This window comes from Wujia chipingensis (assembly GCF_014337155.1).
In the GTDB taxonomy this organism is placed as follows: Bacteria; Bacillota; Clostridia; order Lachnospirales; family Lachnospiraceae; genus Coprococcus_C; species Coprococcus_C hominis.
Map to the genome: position 1 here is coordinate 1,323,733 of NZ_CP060632.1, position 17,831 is coordinate 1,341,563.

Annotated in this window: 17 protein-coding genes; all 17 read left to right on the forward strand. The window is 45.3% G+C overall.

Annotated features, from left to right (window positions below):
- Positions 1-115 precede the first annotated feature (115 nt).
- Entirely contained in the window at positions 116-1,540 is a 1,425-nt protein-coding gene (locus H9Q76_RS06155; protein WP_021985622.1) for an acyl-CoA carboxylase subunit beta, read from the forward strand.
- Positions 1,541-1,557: 17 nt separating this feature from the next.
- Positions 1,558-2,526, forward strand: coding sequence for an OadG family protein (locus H9Q76_RS06160; protein ID WP_227572830.1), 969 nt, complete (start codon positions 1,558-1,560; stop codon positions 2,524-2,526).
- Positions 2,527-2,550: 24 nt separating this feature from the next.
- Positions 2,551-2,919, forward strand: a complete 369-nt coding sequence (locus tag H9Q76_RS06165; protein WP_021985620.1) for a biotin/lipoyl-containing protein — start codon at positions 2,551-2,553, stop codon at positions 2,917-2,919.
- Between the two features lie 49 nt (positions 2,920-2,968).
- Positions 2,969-4,096, forward strand: coding sequence for a sodium ion-translocating decarboxylase subunit beta (locus H9Q76_RS06170; protein WP_117780197.1), 1,128 nt, complete (start codon positions 2,969-2,971; stop codon positions 4,094-4,096).
- A gap of 26 nt (positions 4,097-4,122) precedes the next feature.
- A complete protein-coding gene (locus H9Q76_RS06175) occupies positions 4,123-5,541 on the forward strand; it encodes an oxaloacetate decarboxylase subunit alpha (protein WP_021985618.1) in 1,419 nt (472 codons plus the stop codon).
- Positions 5,542-5,681: 140 nt separating this feature from the next.
- On the forward strand, positions 5,682-7,070 hold the full coding sequence (locus H9Q76_RS06180) for a TrkH family potassium uptake protein (protein ID WP_117780196.1): 1,389 nt from the start codon (positions 5,682-5,684) through the stop codon (positions 7,068-7,070).
- A gap of 14 nt (positions 7,071-7,084) precedes the next feature.
- A complete protein-coding gene (locus H9Q76_RS06185; RefSeq protein ID WP_181985471.1) occupies positions 7,085-7,732 on the forward strand; it encodes a potassium channel family protein in 648 nt (215 codons plus the stop codon).
- Positions 7,732-9,000 carry a BaiN/RdsA family NAD(P)/FAD-dependent oxidoreductase gene (locus tag H9Q76_RS06190; RefSeq protein ID WP_249321841.1) on the forward strand — a complete coding sequence of 423 codons (1,269 nt, stop codon included), beginning with the start codon at positions 7,732-7,734 and terminating at the stop codon, positions 8,998-9,000. The genes H9Q76_RS06185 and H9Q76_RS06190 overlap by 1 nt, the downstream gene beginning before the upstream one ends.
- Before the next feature lie 30 nt (positions 9,001-9,030).
- Positions 9,031-9,684 carry a (d)CMP kinase gene (gene cmk, locus H9Q76_RS06195; RefSeq protein ID WP_118373583.1) on the forward strand — a complete coding sequence of 218 codons (654 nt, stop codon included), beginning with the start codon at positions 9,031-9,033 and terminating at the stop codon, positions 9,682-9,684.
- Between the two features lie 24 nt (positions 9,685-9,708).
- Positions 9,709-11,649 (forward strand): bifunctional 4-hydroxy-3-methylbut-2-enyl diphosphate reductase/30S ribosomal protein S1, encoded by a 1,941-nt coding sequence (locus H9Q76_RS06200; protein ID WP_021985613.1) that lies wholly within the window; start codon positions 9,709-9,711, stop codon positions 11,647-11,649.
- Between the two features lie 2 nt (positions 11,650-11,651).
- Positions 11,652-12,437, forward strand: coding sequence for a CheR family methyltransferase (locus tag H9Q76_RS06205; protein ID WP_118545035.1), 786 nt, complete (start codon positions 11,652-11,654; stop codon positions 12,435-12,437).
- Positions 12,438-12,547: 110 nt separating this feature from the next.
- On the forward strand, positions 12,548-12,907 hold the full coding sequence (gene rplS / locus H9Q76_RS06210; RefSeq protein WP_021985611.1) for a 50S ribosomal protein L19: 360 nt from the start codon (positions 12,548-12,550) through the stop codon (positions 12,905-12,907).
- Positions 12,908-12,998: 91 nt separating this feature from the next.
- A complete protein-coding gene (gene lepB, locus H9Q76_RS06215) occupies positions 12,999-13,604 on the forward strand; it encodes a signal peptidase I (RefSeq protein ID WP_021985610.1) in 606 nt (201 codons plus the stop codon).
- 3 nt (positions 13,605-13,607) lie between these two features.
- Positions 13,608-14,462, forward strand: coding sequence for a ribosome biogenesis GTPase YlqF (gene ylqF / locus H9Q76_RS06220; protein ID WP_117780239.1), 855 nt, complete (start codon positions 13,608-13,610; stop codon positions 14,460-14,462).
- 11 nt (positions 14,463-14,473) lie between these two features.
- A complete protein-coding gene (lepB, locus tag H9Q76_RS06225) occupies positions 14,474-15,235 on the forward strand; it encodes a signal peptidase I (protein ID WP_330594807.1) in 762 nt (253 codons plus the stop codon).
- Between the two features lie 61 nt (positions 15,236-15,296).
- Entirely contained in the window at positions 15,297-16,064 is a 768-nt protein-coding gene (locus H9Q76_RS06230) for a ribonuclease HII (RefSeq protein ID WP_249321842.1), read from the forward strand.
- Positions 16,061-17,752, forward strand: a complete 1,692-nt coding sequence (gene fliK, locus H9Q76_RS06235) for a flagellar hook-length control protein FliK (protein ID WP_249321843.1) — start codon at positions 16,061-16,063, stop codon at positions 17,750-17,752. The genes H9Q76_RS06230 and fliK overlap by 4 nt, the downstream gene beginning before the upstream one ends.
- The last annotated feature ends 79 nt before the right edge of the window (positions 17,753-17,831 follow it).

The following is a 17,831-nucleotide window of genomic DNA, read 5'->3' on the forward strand; positions in this document are numbered from 1 at the left end:
GACAAAGAATGTGATTTTGACTTGATTTCAGGCGGAAAAAGATTTACAATTACAATCGGAAGAAATTGGGTTTCTAATCAGAAAACCCATAATAAATAAAAGTGGAGGGCTTAAAATGAGTAACAAACTTACATTGTCAGCAAGTGACAGAATTTCTTCTTTGCTTGACGAAGCGAGCTTTGTTGAAGTTGGTGCATATGTAACAGCTAGAAATACGGACTTCAACATGCAGGAAAATGATACTCCAAAAGACGGTGTTATTACTGGATATGGTGTCATCAATGGAAAACTGGTGTATGTATACAGCCAGGATGCAACCGTTCTTGGTGGTGCAATCGGTGAGATGCACGCAAAGAAGATTGCGAAGATTTATGACATGGCTATGAAGGTAGGCGCACCGGTAGTCGGTTTGATCGATTGTGCGGGACTTCGTTTGCAGGAGGCAACCGATGCACTTAATGCATTCGGCGAGGTTTATCTGAAGCAGACACTTGCGTCAGGAGTAATCCCACAGATTACTGCAATTTTTGGAACATGCGGTGGTGGAGCAGCGCTTATTCCAACACTTACAGACTTTACATTTATGACAGCAGAGGGCGGAAAGTTATTCGTAAACAGCCCAAATGCACTGGATGGAAACTATCAGGCAAAGCTTGATACAGCATCTGCCGCTTACCTTAGCGAGAATTCTTCTCTCGTAGATGGTGTATTCGAGGATGATGCAACAACACTTGCAAACATCAGAAGCCTTGTGGATATGCTCCCTGACAACAACATGGAAGATGCAGAGTCCGATTGTACAGACGATCTGAACCGTATCATTCCAAATCTCGATGGATTTGCAAAGGATGCAAGAGCTGTCCTTCAGAACATCGCAGATAACAATGTATTCGTAGAAGTGAAGAAAGATTATGCAAAGGACATGGTTCTTGGACTGATCAAGTTGAACGGTGCGACAGTTGGTTGTGTAGCCAACCAGGCAGCTGACGGTGGAGAACTTCTCTCTACAAGCGGTGCTTATATCGCAGCAGACTTCGTGAAGTTCTGTGACGCATTCAACATCCCTGTACTGACACTTGTAAATGCAAAGGGATTTGTAGCAACTGTATCAAACGAGAGAACAATCGCAGATGCAGCAGCCAAGCTCACATACGCATTTGCAGATGCAACAGTACCTAAGGTAACCGTTGTGATGGGCGATGCGTTTGGAACTGCTTACACGATCATGAACTCCAAGGCAATCGGCGCAGATATGGTATACGCATGGCCATGTGCAAAGATTGGTACGATGGATCCAGAGATGGCTGTCAAGATCATGTACGAGAAGGAAATTGCAGAGGCAGCTGATAAGGTTGCATTCATTGCAGAGAAGAAGAAAGCTTATACAGAGCTTCAGTCAAGCGCACTTGCAGCAGCAAAGCGTGGATATATCGATGATATTATCGAGCCGGATGCAACAAGAAAGCGTGTGATCGCTGCGTTTGATATGCTTAGCACAAAGAACGAGGAAAGACCATATAAGAAGCACGGAGCAGTATAAGGAAAGGTGACAATGAAATGAAGAAAAAATTATTAATTCTGATTTCCATGTTAGCTATGATGTTTTCCTTGACTGCCTGCAGCAATGAGGTTGAAAAGCCGTTTGACTATGATGACAGCCAGATCGTCATCGACACGATGTATCTGTTCAACCAGTATCAGAACGTGAGCGATGAATATGCTGATTATTATATTCAGGATGGAACCGAATTCGAGCAGTCCGCAGTAAAGGGTATCAAGCAGGCACAGGAGACCGATAAGGTTGGAGAATTCCAGGATTTCTCTCCTTATATCAACGGTGTTGGCATGGATTTAAATGATGTCAATTACAAGATTGAGAATGCCGCAGACTCTGTATCGGTAACTGTTACAAACAAGGCAGCAAACAGAGATGTGGAAGTAACTGTAAAGTTTGTTGAGAATCCAGATTACTACATCAAGCTGGATCAGGCAAAGCAGACATACAATGCAGATGCAGTCCGTCAGGAAATTGCGATGTACTATGGCTCAGAAGAGGAGTTCTTCTCCCAGTATGGCAGTTACTATTCAAGTGTAGACGATGTTGTACAGCAGGGCATCGACAATGAGATGCAGGGCGTATATCAGTATCTTCCAGAGGAAATGGTTGTTTCAGCCGTATACTCTAAGGCAGAGCTGATGAAGCAGGCAGGTATGAATACATTGCTCGGTATGGGTACTGTATTTGTAGTTTTGATTTTCATCTCATTTATTATTTCACTGTTCAAATTCCTTCCGGCACTTTTCGCAAAGAAGCCGAAGATCGAAGATCTCAAGAAGGAAGAGAGCAAGCCGGCAGCACCAGCAAAGGCTGCTACACCGGCACCAGCCGCAGGCAATCTGATGAACGATGCAGAGCTTGTAGCCGTTATCACAGCCGCTATTTATGCTGCTGAGGGACAGGCAGGCAATGGTGCAGTAAGTAAAGATAAACTCGTTGTACGTTCGATTCGTCGTGCAAGAAAATAATTGATATATTAGGAGGAAATTAACATGAAGAATTATAGAATCACTGTAAATGGTACAGCTTATGATGTAGCAGTAGAAGAATTAGGCGCAGGTGCAGCTCCGGCAGCCGTAGCAGCTCCAGCACCAGTTGCAGCCGCAGCACCAGCTCCGGCAGCTCCAGCAGCTCCAGCCGCAGCAGGCTCTATCGAGGTTGCAGCTCCAATGCCAGGTAAGATCCTGAACGTAAAGGCAGGCGTTGGTACAGCCGTAAAGAAGGGTGATGTGATCCTGATCCTTGAGGCTATGAAGATGGAAAATGATGTGGTAGCTCCAGAAGACGGAACAGTTGCAAGCATCAACGTTTCTGCAGGTGATGCAGTAGAGGCGGGCGACGTATTGGCTACTTTGAACTAATCAGAGTTCGTAAGTAACTGGTTCCTACAATAACAGGAGGTAAACATAAGTGAGTAGTTTTGCAGATGTATTTAAAAATCTGGCTCTCCAGACAGGATTTGCAACCCTGACATGGAAGCACTATGTAATGATTCTCATTGCATGTGTGTTCATGTATCTTGCAATCGTGAAAGGCTTCGAGCCGTTGCTTTTGGTTCCAATCTCCTTCGGTATGTTCCTGGTTAACATGTTCCCGGATATCATTGCTGATGGTGGATTGTTACATTATTTCTATTTGTTGGATGAGTGGAGTATTTTGCCTTCCCTCATCTTCATGGGTGTTGGTGCCATGACAGACTTCGGTCCGCTGATTGCGAACCCGAAGAGCTTCCTGCTTGGTGCAGCCGCTCAGTTTGGTATTTATGCTGCATACTTCCTTGCATTCCTGATGGGATTCAACGGAAAGGAAGCAGCAGCAATCTCTATCATCGGTGGTGCCGATGGCCCTACATCTATCTTCCTGGCTGGTAAGCTTGGAATGGGTGGAACTCTGATGGGACCGATTGCAGTTGCCGCATATTCTTATATGTCACTGGTACCGGTTATCCAGCCACCTATCATGAAGCTCCTTACAACAGAGAAGGAGAGAAAGATTAAGATGGCTCAGCTCCGTCCAGTATCAAAGATGGAGAAGATCCTGTTCCCAATCATCGTTACATTAGTTGTTGTATTGATTCTTCCTACAACAGCTCCGCTGGTTGGTATGCTGATGCTCGGTAACCTGTTCCGTGAGAGTGGTGTTGTTAAGCAGTTAACAGAGACAGCAAGTAATGCAATGATGTACATCGTTGTTATCCTGCTTGGTACATCCGTAGGTGCATCGACAAGTGCAGAAGCATTCCTGAAGACAAGTACATTGAAAATTGTATTGCTTGGTCTGATCGCATTTGCGTTTGGTACAGCGGCAGGTGTATTGTTCGGTAAGATTATGTGCAAGGTAACGCACGGTAAGGTAAATCCGCTGATCGGTTCTGCGGGTGTATCTGCCGTTCCTATGGCAGCACGTGTATCACAGAAGGTTGGCGCAGAGGCAGATCCTACAAACTTCCTTTTGATGAACGCCATGGGACCAAACGTTGCAGGTGTTATCGGTACTGCGGTTGCAGCCGGAACATTCCTCGCAATCTTTGGTGTATAGTATAGAGAATTTAGGAGGTCAGACTAATGGCAGAAGAAAAGAAACCGGTAAAGATTACCGAAACTGTGCTGAGAGATGCACACCAGTCTTTGATTGCAACTCGTATGACAACAGAGCAGATGTTGCCAATTATTGATAAAATGGATAAAGTTGGTTACCATTCCGTAGAGTGCTGGGGTGGTGCCACATTCGACGCTTGTCTCCGTTTCCTGAAAGAGGATCCGTGGGACAGACTTCGTAAGCTCCGTGACGGATTCAAGAATACAAAGCTTCAGATGCTGTTCCGTGGACAGAATATCCTTGGATACAGCCCATATTCGGATGATGTTGTAGAGTACTTCGTACAGAAGAGTATCGCAAACGGTATTGATATCATTCGTATCTTTGACTGTCTGAATGATATCCGTAACCTTGAGACAGCTGTAAAGGCAGCAAACAAGGAAAATGGACATGCACAGGTTGCACTTTCATACACACTTGGTGATGCTTATACAATGGATTACTGGAAGAACATGGCAAGACAGATCGAGGAGATGGGTGCAGATTCTATCTGTATCAAGGATATGGCCGGACTTCTTGTACCAAACGAGGCTACGAAGCTTGTAAAGGCTTTGAAGGAAGGTACAAAGCTTCCAATTCAGCTTCATACACATTACACATCTGGTGTCGCTTCCATGACATACATGAAGGCAGTCGAAGCTGGATGTGACATTATTGATACAGCAATGTCGCCACTTGCTATGGGTACATCACAGCCTGCAACAGAGGTTATGGCAAAGGCATTCGAGGGTACAGAGTTCGATCCTGGATTCGATCAGAACCTTCTTGCTGAGATCGCTGATTACTTCCGTCCACTCCGTGAGCAGTGGCTGGAGTCCGGACTGCTTAGTCCAAAGGTAATGGGCGTTAACATCAAGACTCTGCTTTACCAGGTACCAGGTGGTATGCTTTCCAACATGGTATCCCAGTTGAAGGAAATGCATGCAGAGGATAAGTACGACGAAGTATTGGAAGAGATTCCACGTGTTCGTAAGGACTTTGGTGAGATTCCACTTGTTACACCATCTTCACAGATCGTTGGTACACAGGCTGTATTGAACGTCGTTATGGGTGAGCGTTACAAGACGCTTACAAAAGAGGCAAAGGATATGCTCGTTGGTAAGTACGGTAGAACTACGGTACCTGTAAATGCAGAGATCCAGAAGAAGGCACTTGACAGCCTTGGAATGAAGGAGCCTATCACATATCGTCCGGCAGATGACTTAGAGCCATCTCTCGCTAAGTTCGAGAAGGAAATGGCGCAGTACAAGCAGCAGGATGAGGATGTTCTTTCTTATGCATTGTTCCCACAGGTTGCAACAGAATTCTTCAAGTACAGAGAAGCGCAGCAGACAGGTGTGGATGTAACAGCAGCAAATACAGAGAATAAGACATATCCGGTATAATAAGCCAGGATAAAAGATATCAAAAGGCGGAGAGCTTTTTCTCCGCCTTATTCTTTCATAATATAGAGCAGGTAATTGCGATATACAATTACGTGTTTCGCAATTACCTGCAATAAAAGATATAAGTGTGGAGAAAAAATATGGATGTAGCGGAAAAAAATGAAAAGAAATTAAGGCGGCAGATGCGGACGACATCAAAGATATTGCTTGGCTTTCTGCTTGCGATTCTGACCGGCGCGGTTTTGCTGACGCTTCCGGTTGCGACGGTGTCGGGAAAATCCGATTTTCTGACGGCGTTATTTACTGCGACAACCTCCGTCTGCGTGACGGGGCTTGTAGTTGTTCCGACCTTTTCGTATTGGACATTATTTGGTAAGATTGTAATTCTCGCGCTGATACAGCTCGGGGGACTTGGGATTGTGGCATTGACGTCATTTGTTATGCTGCTTATGAATCGAAAATTCTCCTTGCGCAATCGTATGATGATTCAGGATGCTTTTGGATTAAGTACGATGCAGGGCATGGTTGTATTTATAAAACGAGTGATCAAAGGAACTGTGATTGTGGAGATGTTAGGCGCGGTCTTATATATGTTTGCGTTTATCCCACAGTTTGGTGTGGCTCATGGAATCTGGTATTCTGTATTCAATGCGATTTCAGCGTTTTGCAATGCAGGAATCGATATCATTGGACCGGACAGTCTGATGACGTATGCGGATTCCCCGCTTGTACTGCTCACGTCGTCGTTTCTGATCATCTGTGGTGGACTTGGATTCGTTGTCTGGTGGGATGTGGTAGATGTGCTTTCAAACGTGCGTGCAAAAAAGATACCGGCCCGTGATATCTGGCGTCGATTCAATACACATACAAAAATCATATTGATGATGACATTTGCATTGATTTTATCCGGCATGGTTGTCACATTTCTATTTGAATGTAACAACCCGCTCACGCTCGGAAATATGTCACTTGGAAAGAAAATGCTCAATGCATTTTTTCAGTCTGTGACACTCCGAACAGCTGGATTTGCATCAATCAGCCAGAAAGGATTGACAGAGCCGACGGTACTTGTGAGTTGTGTAATCATGTTTGTTGGTGGTTCGCCGGTCGGAACTGCCGGTGGCATCAAGACGATGACGGCTGCGACACTTGTGTTTGCAGTTTTGGCTGTAGTACAGGGACGCAAAGAGACGGTCGCATTTAAAAAAACAATCCCGACATCTATCGTCCGTCGGTCGCTGGCTGTGACAGTTATCGGTTTTGGCACATTGATTTTGTTTTCTGTTCTGCTTCTGGCGACAAATCCACTTTCCCTGTCGGATGGTGTCTTCGAAGTGACAAGTGCAATCGCAACAGTCGGGTTGTCACGGGACGTGACTCCGGGGCTGAATGTGATTGGAAAAGTGATTATCATAGTATGTATGTATCTTGGCAGAGTGGGACCAATCACGATGTTCATGTTCTTCGGACAGCGTGCGACAAACCACAACTCTGTAAAATATGCGGATGCGGAAATTATTGTAGGGTAGGAGGAATGAAATATATGAATAAATCGATCGCGGTTATCGGTCTTGGACGGTATGGGAAAAGCATTGCAACAGAATTGTATAAAAACGGCGCGGATGTGCTTGCAATCGATGGAAATCCAGAAATTATAAATGAGATTGCGGACAGTGTGACTTGTGCCATGAGTCTGGATGTCTGTGATATGGATGCACTAAGAGAGGCAGGTATCTCGAACATGGATGCGGTAGTTGTGGCGATGGCTGACAGCTTAGATTCCAGCATTATGTGCGTGATGTCTGCAAAGGAACTTGGCGTGCCAAAGGTAATTGCAAAGGCAAAGGATGAGATGATGGAGAAAATCCTGAAGCGGGTTGGCGCAGACCAGGTTGTTTTTCCGGAGAAAGAATCCGGAATCCGTCTGTCGCACAAACTGATCTCAGAACATCTTGTCGATTATTTTGACCTGTCGGACAGCACGAGCCTTGTGGAGATTCTTCCACGTGCGGAGTGGGTTGGTAAGAATCTGCGGGAGCTGAATCTTAGAAAAGAATATAAAATCAATGTTGTCGCTGTGATCCAGAATGATGAATTCAATATCGCTATGGATCCGGATACGCCATTAAAGGCGGACGAGCCGTTGCTGATTATCATGAAAAAGTCGGATTTGAAGAGGTTTGAGAGATAATGCGAGCAGCTATCATAGGTGGAGGCGCTGCCGGTATGTATGCAGCAGTTATGCTTGCACAGGCAGGGCACTCCGTGACAATATATGAAAAAAATGAAAAACTTGGCAAGAAGCTGTTCATCACAGGAAAAGGCAGATGCAATCTGACAAACAATTGTGAAGTGGAAGAGCTGATGAAACATGTGGTGACAAATCCAAAGTTTTTGTATAGTGCATTTTATAATTGTAATGCACAGGATGTGATGCAGTTTTTTGAGCAAAATGGACTGGAATTAAAGACTGAACGCGGAAACCGGGTATTCCCGGCATCGGATCATTCTTCGGATGTGATAAAAACGCTCGAGCAGGCGTTAAATAAGCGAAAGGTAACGGTTCGTCTGCACCATACGGTAACGAGAATCCTGACGGAACCGGTGCATGACCGGATGCAGAATCAGATGCGTGTGACAGGCATTTGCGTGAAGGACGAGAAGGGACTGCAAAAGCAGGAACATTTTGATGCGGTGATTGTGGCTACTGGAGGACTTTCCTATGAGCGAACCGGTTCGACTGGAGATGGCTTACAGTTTGCCAGAGATCTTGGACTGCAGGTGACAGAATGCCAGCCATCGCTTGTGCCATTTGAAATCGAGGAGGATTTCTGTCGGGATCTGATGGGACTTTCGCTTCGGAACGTCACATTGTCGTGCTATACAAAAAAGAAAAATAAAGACAAGCTTTTGTATCAGGAGCAAGGCGAGATGCTGTTTACGCATTTCGGTATCAGCGGACCACTTGTGCTTTCCGCATCGGCGTATACAGGCAAAGCGAAAGGGGAACCAATCTGGGTAGAAATCGACCTGAAACCGGCACTTACAATAGAACAGCTTGACGCACGTATCCTGCGGGATTTCGACGCGGCGAAGAACAAACAGGTGCGCAATGCACTCGATGAACTGTTGCCAAAGAAGCTGATTCCAGTTATGATAGAGCTTGCGGAGATTGATCCGTTTAAGCAGGTGAACGCTGTAACGAAGGAAGAACGGGAACGACTCATTGCTTGTATGAAGAAGCTTACGCTGCATGTGGTAGGCACGCGCGGCTATGAGGAAGCAATCATCACCAGAGGTGGCGTGAGCGTGAAGGAGATCAATCCGAAGACGATGGAAGCAAAACAGATTCCGGGACTTTATTTTATCGGCGAGGTGCTGGATGTTGATGCACTGACTGGCGGATTTAATTTGCAGATTGCATGGGCGACTGCTGCAACGGTGCTGCTTTCAGAATAATATAGAAATCTATTTGGAGGAACAAAGAATATGAATATTGCAATTGATGGACCGGCAGGCGCCGGAAAAAGCACAATCGCACGTCGGGTAGCAAAGGAAAAAGGCTATATCTATGTGGATACCGGTGCGATGTATCGAGCAATCGGTCTGTATTTTATGAATGAGGGTGTTGATGCAGAGAATGCAGCCGCTGTGCTTGAGGCACTCGCAGCGATTCAGGTTGAGATTAAATATGAGGCTGGCGAACAGCAGGTATATCTGAATGGTAAAAATGTATCGAAGAAGATCCGCCAGGAGGCAGTCGGCAACATGGCATCGAAGGTGGCAACCAAGCAGGCAGTCCGTGATAAGCTGTTAGACCTGCAGAGAAATCTTGCAGCCACACAGGATGTCGTGATGGATGGCAGAGATATCGGTACATTTGTATTGCCAAATGCGGAACTGAAAATCTATCTGACTGCATCGGTGGATACAAGAGCCGACAGACGGTACAAGGAACTTGTGGAGAAACATATGCCGGCGGATCTGGAAGAAATCAAGCGTGATATCGAGGCAAGAGATTATCAGGATATGCACCGGGAGATTGCACCGCTTACGCAGGCGGAGGATGCGTATTATCTGGATTCTTCCGCGCTTACGATTGACGAAGTTGTGGCAGAGATCATTCGCAGGATTCCACAGTAGGAAAAGGATAGGAGATCTGCATTTATGAGAGAGATAAAGATTGCAAAATCTGCAGGCTTTTGTTTCGGCGTCAAGCGGGCGGTGAATCTCGTCTACGATCAGGTCGGAAATGCAAAAAAGGTTTATACCTATGGTCCGATCATTCATAATGAGGAGGTTGTTTCTGATCTGGAACGAAAGGGTGTGCATGTGCTTTCGGAAGAAGATATTGATGCCATGCTTGCCCATGACGGCAGAGAGGACGATGCAAAAGAAATCGTGATCCGATCACATGGCATCGGGCGGGATGCCTATAAAAAGCTGGAACAGCTTGGGTTTGAAATCGTCGATGCAACGTGTCCGTTCGTGAAAAAAATTCACCGTATTGTACAGGAGGAAACTGAGCAGGGACATTGTGTGGTGATTGTCGGAGACGAAAATCATCCGGAAGTATGTGGCATCCGCGGCTGGTGTGTCCGGGAGCCAATTATCGTTAATTCCGTGGAACAGGCAAAAAAAAAGCTTGATTTTCTTGATAAAAATGTGTATATTGTCGCGCAAACGACATTTAATGACGTAAAATTTAAAGATATAGTTGAATTTTTTAGAAATAAAGGATATAATGTCATTGTTTATAATACCATATGTAATGCTACCGAGGAACGACAGAGAGAAGCAAGAGCGCTTGCAGCTGATGTTGATACCATGATAGTGATTGGTGGTAAGAGCAGTTCGAATACACAGAAGCTGTATGAGATCTGTCGCAGAGAATGCGAAAATACTTACTATATTCAGACACTCGTTGACTTGGATTTAACTGTTATTGAATCCGCTAAGAGGGTAGGTATTACAGCTGGGGCATCTACCCCAAATTATATTATTAAGGAGGTTCATGACAGTATGTCAGAATTAAGTTTTGAAGAATTGTTGAAGCAGTCCGAAGAGAATGGTAACAAGATTCGGGTTGGAAGCGTAGTTGAAGGAAAGGTTATCGCTGTTAAGCCAGAGGAAATCATCGTAGATATCCAGTACAAGGCTGACGGTATCGTTACCAGAAATGAGTACTCAAGTACTCCAAACTTAGATCTTACAACTGTTGTAAAGGTTGGAGATCCAATCAAGGTTAAGGTTATTAAGACAAACGACGGCGAGGGACAGGTTCTCCTCTCATACAAGAGAGTTGCTGCAGATGAGTCTTATGACAAGTTAGAGGAAGCATACAACAACGGTGAAGTTCTTACAGGTAAGGTAACACAGGTTGTTGACGGCGGTTTGAATGTCGTTGTAAATGAGTGCAAGGTATTCATTCCTGCAAGCCTCGTATCTGATACATTTGAGAAGGATCTCACAAAGTATCAGGATCAGGATGTTGAATTCGTATTGACAGAGTTCAACCCTAAGAAGCGTAGAGTGATCGGTAACAGAAAGCAGCTTCTTGTTGCTAAGAAGGCAGAGCTTGCTAAGAAGTTATTTGAGAATATCAAGGTTGGCGATGTAGTAGAAGGAACAGTTAAGAACGTAACATCTTTCGGTGCATTCATCGATCTTGGCGGAGCAGACGGACTCCTTCACATCTCTGAGATGTCATGGGGCAGAGTCAATGATCCAAGCAGCGTTGTTAAGGTTGGCGACGTTGTTAAGACATTCATCAAGGATATCAACGGTGAGAAGATTGCCCTCAGCATGAAGTTCGAGGATGAGAATCCTTGGGTAAAGGCTGCTGACAAGTATGCAATCGGCAATGTTGTAACAGGTAAGGTTGTACGTTTTGCAAGCTTTGGTGCATTCGTAGAGCTTGAGCCAGGTGTAGATGGACTCCTTCATGTTTCCCAGATTTCTAAGGAGCGTGTAGAGAAGCCAGAGGATGTTCTGAAGGTAGGTCAGGAGATCACAGCAAAGGTTGTAGATTTCAAGGCTGCTGAGAAGAAGATCAGCCTGAGCATTCGTGCCTTAGATGATGCACAGGAGGCTTCTGAAGAGGAGTAGGCATGGCATATCAATATGAAGAGTTTAAGCGGGATGTGTATAAACTGACCGATATCAACTTAGACCTTTATAAAGAACGCCAGATGAAAAGAAGAATAGAATCTCTGATCGCCCGCAAAGGGTTTGACGGATTTGAAAGTTTTTACAAAGGTATGAAGCAGGACGAAGGTCTACTTCGTACCTTTGTTAGTTATCTGACGATTAATGTGTCTCAGTTTTATCGGAATCCACAGCAGTGGATGAATTTTGATCAGGAGATCATTCCGTATCTGCGAAAAAAATATGGAGATACTTTAACGATCTGGAGTGCGGCATGTTCCACGGGTGACGAGCCATATACGATCGCCATGATTCTGTCAGAGTATATTCCGTTGTCGAAGATCCGTATCATTGCGACCGATCTGGATGAGGATGTACTTGCCTTTGCAAAAGAGGGCGTCTATCCGGCGAAGAGCCTGTCCGATCTGCCGAAGAAATACTTAGACAAGCATTTCAAGAAGGTGGATGACAGTCATTATGCAATCAGCCCGGAAATCAAGAAATGCGTGGAATTCAAGAAGCACAATCTGCTCAAGGACCGGTATTTCCAGCATATCCATATGATCGTCTGCCGGAATGTCGTCATTTATTTCACGGACGAGGCGAAAGATCAGGTATATGAGAATTTCCACGGTGCCCTTGCGGATGATGGAATCCTGTTTATTGGCAGCACGGAACAGATCTTGCATGCAAAAGAACTGGGATTTGAGTCGTTGCGTACATTTTTTTATAAAAAAATGAAAATATAACTTGCGCGAACAATTATCCTATGATATAGTTATGTGGTTGTGAAAAAAGGGATGGTCCTCTGGTGCAGATGCGCATTAAGAACGTCTAAATTATTTAGGAGGTCACACAAATGGCATTAAGTGCAAATGAAATCATCAAGAACATTGAGACAGCACAGTTGAAGCAGGATGTTACAGACTTTAACGTAGGTGATACTATTAAGGTATACGCTAAGATTAAAGAGGGTAACAGAGAAAGAGTTCAGGCATTTGAAGGTACTGTACTGAAGAGACAGGGCGGAAGCAACCGTGAGACATTCACAGTTCGTAAGAATTCAAATGGCGTTGGCGTTGAGAAGACTTGGCCACTGCATAGCCCAACGATCGAGAAGATCGAGGTTATTCGTAGAGGTAAAGTAAGACGTGCAAAACTTAACTACTTACGTGATCGTGTTGGTAAGAAGGCTAAGGTTAAGGAACTTGTAAAGTAATACTTGCAGAGACAATGGAAACTTGCCCCCAGATTCATTTCAATCTGGGGGTTTCCTATTATGAAGAGAAGTATCTTTCTGGAGGATTGCATTGAGACGTAGAGGACAAAAAAGTTATTACGATAAGCATAATCTATCGAGATATGTATCAAAACGAAATTCCAAGATCAAACGGTTTTTCCGTTCATTTTGGCGTTGGATACTGCTTGTGTTTGTTGCCGTGATTGTCGGATATGCGATTGTGACGTTTGGATTTCAGACGGTGACGGTAGTGGGACCGTCGATGAATCCGACGCTGGCAGATTCACAGGTTGTGCTGGTCAATAAAATCGTATATAAAGTATCTGATGTGAAGCGGTATGATGTGATTGCGTATTCGCGCGTGGATGGCGATGGATATTATGACATCAAGCGTGTCGTTGGTCTACCGGGCGAGACGATCCGTATCTCAAATGGCGATATCTATATCAATGGAGAACGACGCAGCGATGTCCCATTTACAATGACGATTCAGATTAGCGGTGTGGCGGAGGATGAGATCACACTGGGGGACAGTGAGTATTTCGTGATGGGCGACAATGTGAATAACAGTGAGGACAGCCGTTATACGAATGTTGGAAATATAGCAAAGACAGAGATAAAGGGAAAGGTCGTATCAATCCTTCTCCCGCGCAGCGATAAAGGAAAGGTAAAATAAGTGATGAATATTCAATGGTATCCGGGACATATGACGAAAGCCAAGCGTATGATGCAGGAAGATATAAAGCTGATTGATATTGTGATCGAGCTGCTGGATGCAAGAGCACCATTATCCAGCAAGAATCCGGATATTGATAATCTTGCTGCGAACAAGTCACGCATGGTGATTCTAAATAAAGCAGATATGGCAGATGCGAGAAAGACCGCGAAATGGGAAGAGTATTTTAAAGCGAAGGGATTCTTCGTGCTCAGTATGGACTCCCGGAAGAATTCTGGTATGAAGCCGGTATCTGATACGATCCGGGAAGCGTGTAAGGAGAAGATCGCGCGTGACCGGAAGCGTGGTATTATCAACCGCCCAATCCGTGCAATGATCGTTGGAATTCCGAATGTCGGCAAGTCTACATTTATCAATTCCTATGCGAAGAAATCGTGCACGAAGGTCGGAAATAAGCCGGGTGTTACGAAAGGAAAGCAGTGGATTCGCATTGGCAAGGATGTGGAGCTTCTTGATACACCTGGTATTCTGTGGCCAAAATTTGATGATCAGGAGGTTGGCCTGCGGTTGGCGTATATCGGTTCCATCAACGATGAAATCCTGACGAAAAGCGAGCTTGCCTTAAAATTCATAGATTTTTTAAAAATAAATTATTGTAATGCTCTGACAGACAGGTATAATATAGATATTGATATACAGAATTCTGAGAATTTTGAGATATTGAAGCAGATTGCGGTTGCAAGATTATGTTTGTTAAAAGGAAATGAACCGGATCTTGACAAGGCTGCGGCGATTTTATTCGATGATTTTCGAAGCGGCAGACTGGGACGTATGACGTTGGAGGAGATACCGGAATAGGGAGTTTATAGATGATGAAGAAGAAAAAGAATGCGGATGTCGTAGAGACGGAAGCTGCAGAAGCGGTGACAGAGGAAACAAAAACATCCGAGGACAAAAAGCCGGAGACAGAAACGGCAGAGGATATCGAGAAAAAGGCGGAAGAGGAAGCTGCGGAGATTGAAGCATATGACGCAGAAGGAAATCCGATCTTAAAAAAGAAAAAGAAGAGAAAAAGCAAGAAGAAAAAGACACAGAAACCGGAAGAAGTTAATATCGTGAAGGAGCTTCTGAGTCTGATCATCTATATCGGAATCGTTGTTCTGATCTGTTATTTTATCCTGAACTTTGTAGGTTGTCGTTCCAAGGTCGATGGTTCTTCGATGAATCCGACACTGGAGGATAAAGATAATCTGTGGGTAGATAAACTGTCGTATACATTTGGGGATCCGAAGCGGTTTGATGTCGTGATCTTTAACTATGATGAGAACACGACTTATGTCAAGCGTATCATCGGTCTGCCGGGTGAGACAGTCCGTATCGATCAGAACGGAAATATCTATATTAACGGCAAGTTGCTCAAGGAGAATTACGGCAAAGAGACAATATTGAACAATGGACGAGCTGGTTCGGATGTTTATCTTGGTTCGGACGAGTACTTTGTGCTTGGAGATAACCGGAACAACAGTATCGATAGCCGATGGTCGGATGTCGGAAATGTCAGCCGGGAGGATATCGTCGGGAAGGTTGTCCTGCGAATCTATCCATTTAAGAGCTTTGGACTGATTAAATAACAATATAGGACTGTGTATATGCACAGTCCTTATTTTGCATTTAACAAAGGAGTAGGAAACGATGAAGATACAGGAGATCAAGGCGGCGTATCAGGCACTCGATCCAGATGATGAGCCGATGCTGCAGCAGTTTATACATACCTATGGCACCGATGCTCGAAGCGGGGTGCAGACACTTGTGGAGCAGACGAAAAAGAAGCTGGTGCAGTTAGAGGCAGAATATGTCCGTTCCGAGAAAATGCTTGCGTTTGAACGTAAGTATCATGCGATGGGAAGCCGATATATATGTGGGATAGATGAAGTCGGCAGAGGACCACTTGCGGGTCCGGTTGTGGCATGTGCGGTGATACTGCCGGAGGATGAGATGCTTCTGCATCTGAATGATTCCAAGCAGGTGCCAAGAAAGAAACGGGAGATCTTATACGATATTATCCGGGAGAAAGCAGTTGCTTATGGTATTGGTGTTGTCTCAGAGAAACGGATTGACGAGATCAACATCTTACAGGCAACTTACGAGGCTATGCGCATGGCAATCGCGAATCTGAAGGTACAGCCGGATATTTTATTAAATGATGCGGTGCGTATCCCGGAGGTCGATATCAAGCAGGTGCCGATCATCAAGGGAGATACGCTGTCTGCAAGTATTGCGGCGGCAAGTATCGTTGCAAAGGTGACAAGAGACCGTATGATGGTAGAATATGATAAGGTGTATCCAGGCTATGATTTTGCAAGCAACATGGGCTATGGCAGTGCGAAGCATTATGCCGGTCTTGATAAGCTTGGACCTTGCGAGATCCATCGAAGAACGTATATTAAGGAATATGTATGAATATAGATAACGGAAATCTTCAATTCAATCGGTATCAGACCGGTACGATAGGAAATGCCAGACCGGAAAACGTAGCTGCAAACAATACGCAGACGGCGTCTGGCAATGCTGCGCTGGCACAGGCACAGGAGGGGCAGACCTTTACGGGGCGGATCGTCGATGTGAATGGTTCGCAGGTGACGATTCAGATGGATGGAAATATGATGTTGCAGGCGCGGATGGTGGAAGCGGTGAACCTCAATATGGGTGATACGATTGCGTTTCTCGTAAAGGAGAATTCCGAAAACACGGTGATGATTCAGCCGCTTGCGTCGGATATGCAGGCGATGAAGGATCAGACGATCTTTGATCTGCTCGAAAAGAACCAGCTCTCGCCGTCGGACAAGAACTATCAGATCGCTGAGACACTGTTAAATGAGAATATGCCGGTCGATCGTGCCAGCATGCAGAAGGTACTGCAGCAGGCATATAAATACCCGGATACGCCGATCCAGACGCTTGTATCCATGAACAAGATGCAGCTTCCGGTGACGGAGCAGACGATTGCAGGCTTCGAGCAGTATCAGACGAACCAGCATGCGATGATGCAGGCGTTGTCCGGGATGACCGAGGAACTTACGGCGTATATGTCCGAGCCGGACAGTATGCGGGAGATGCTGCAGGTGTTGTCCGATGCACAGGATCTTCCGGTACTCGATGCAGACGCGATGCTGCAGGAGTTAGAGCAGACGACAGGTGATGTGCTGTTTGCGCAAGGAGCAGTAAGCGCTGGTGACCAGCTGCAAGCCACAGACATGACGGGCAATCCACCTGTATTATCCGCGGAGCAGCTGACAACCTATGCGGAGAAGTTCGGCATGACTGAAGAACAGCTTACCGGACTTACGAAGCAGTTACAGGATATGCATTTTGATGCACAGACGATACAGACGGTACTTGCAAAGTCAGATACGACGATGCAGCTTGCGAATCATCTGCAGGCACTTGTGGCGGGCGCCGCGGATAAATCAATGATCAATGCCGAAACAATGAAGGAGTTTTTCACATCGGACGGCATGAAGGAGTTGTTAGCGGCAGCTGTGAAAGAGAAGTTCACGCTGAATCCGGAGAAGATGCAGAACCCACAGGAGGTCTCCGATCTGTATAAAGGAATCTATGAGAAGATGGACCGCCTGATGCAGCAGATGAGCAGCCATACAGGCTCATCCGGAGAACATTTGTCCGAATCTGCGAAGGGCATGCAGGAGCGGATTGATTTCCTGCAGAACTTAAGTAATTTGTTTCCATATGCGCAGATTCCGATGCGTATGGAAGGCGGAGATAGAAATGCGGATCTGTTCGTCTATGTGAACAAAAAAAGAATGCAGGAGAAAAAGGAAGATGTCAGCGCCCTGCTACATCTGGATATGGAATATTTAGGACCGACAGATGTGCATGTGTCTTTGCGCGGGACGATAGTTCACACGAAGTTTTATGTGGAAGACGAGGAAAGTGCGAAGATCATTGATGCACATATGACACAGCTCGAACAGGCGATTGCGGAGAATGGGTATTCCCTGACAAATGAGGTAATCATGCGGGAGCCGACGTTGCACCCGGATACCGAGAAAAATGCCGTGGTAAAGGAGATGTTCGGCGACGACATCGAGAAGAGCGTGAAGCGGTATTCGTTTGATGTGCGGATGTAACTGAAAAATGCAATGTACAAAGTGCAGGAATCTGTAGAAAAAACGTGTGAGACATGGATTGGATGAAACAGAGGGAAAA

Bases quoted from the DNA above. Each gene is read 5' to 3' on its own strand.
- H9Q76_RS06205 (WP_118545035.1), top strand. From the start codon at position 11,652: ATGGCATATCAATATGAAGAGTTTAAGCGGGATGTGTATAAACTGACC.
- fliK (WP_249321843.1), top strand. From the start codon at position 16,061: ATGAATATAGATAACGGAAATCTTCAATTCAATCGGTATCAGACCGGT.
- H9Q76_RS06185 (WP_181985471.1), top strand. From the start codon at position 7,085: ATGAATAAATCGATCGCGGTTATCGGTCTTGGACGGTATGGGAAAAGC.
- H9Q76_RS06155 (WP_021985622.1), top strand. From the start codon at position 116: ATGAGTAACAAACTTACATTGTCAGCAAGTGACAGAATTTCTTCTTTG.
- ylqF (WP_117780239.1), top strand. From the start codon at position 13,608: ATGAATATTCAATGGTATCCGGGACATATGACGAAAGCCAAGCGTATG.
- H9Q76_RS06230 (WP_249321842.1), top strand. From the start codon at position 15,297: ATGAAGATACAGGAGATCAAGGCGGCGTATCAGGCACTCGATCCAGAT.
- H9Q76_RS06180 (WP_117780196.1), top strand. From the start codon at position 5,682: ATGGATGTAGCGGAAAAAAATGAAAAGAAATTAAGGCGGCAGATGCGG.
- H9Q76_RS06160 (WP_227572830.1), top strand. From the start codon at position 1,558: ATGAAGAAAAAATTATTAATTCTGATTTCCATGTTAGCTATGATGTTT.
- rplS (WP_021985611.1), top strand. From the start codon at position 12,548: ATGGCATTAAGTGCAAATGAAATCATCAAGAACATTGAGACAGCACAG.
- H9Q76_RS06175 (WP_021985618.1), top strand. From the start codon at position 4,123: ATGGCAGAAGAAAAGAAACCGGTAAAGATTACCGAAACTGTGCTGAGA.
- H9Q76_RS06165 (WP_021985620.1), top strand. From the start codon at position 2,551: ATGAAGAATTATAGAATCACTGTAAATGGTACAGCTTATGATGTAGCA.
- H9Q76_RS06200 (WP_021985613.1), top strand. From the start codon at position 9,709: ATGAGAGAGATAAAGATTGCAAAATCTGCAGGCTTTTGTTTCGGCGTC.
- H9Q76_RS06190 (WP_249321841.1), top strand. From the start codon at position 7,732: ATGCGAGCAGCTATCATAGGTGGAGGCGCTGCCGGTATGTATGCAGCA.
- cmk (WP_118373583.1), top strand. From the start codon at position 9,031: ATGAATATTGCAATTGATGGACCGGCAGGCGCCGGAAAAAGCACAATC.
- lepB (WP_330594807.1), top strand. From the start codon at position 14,474: ATGATGAAGAAGAAAAAGAATGCGGATGTCGTAGAGACGGAAGCTGCA.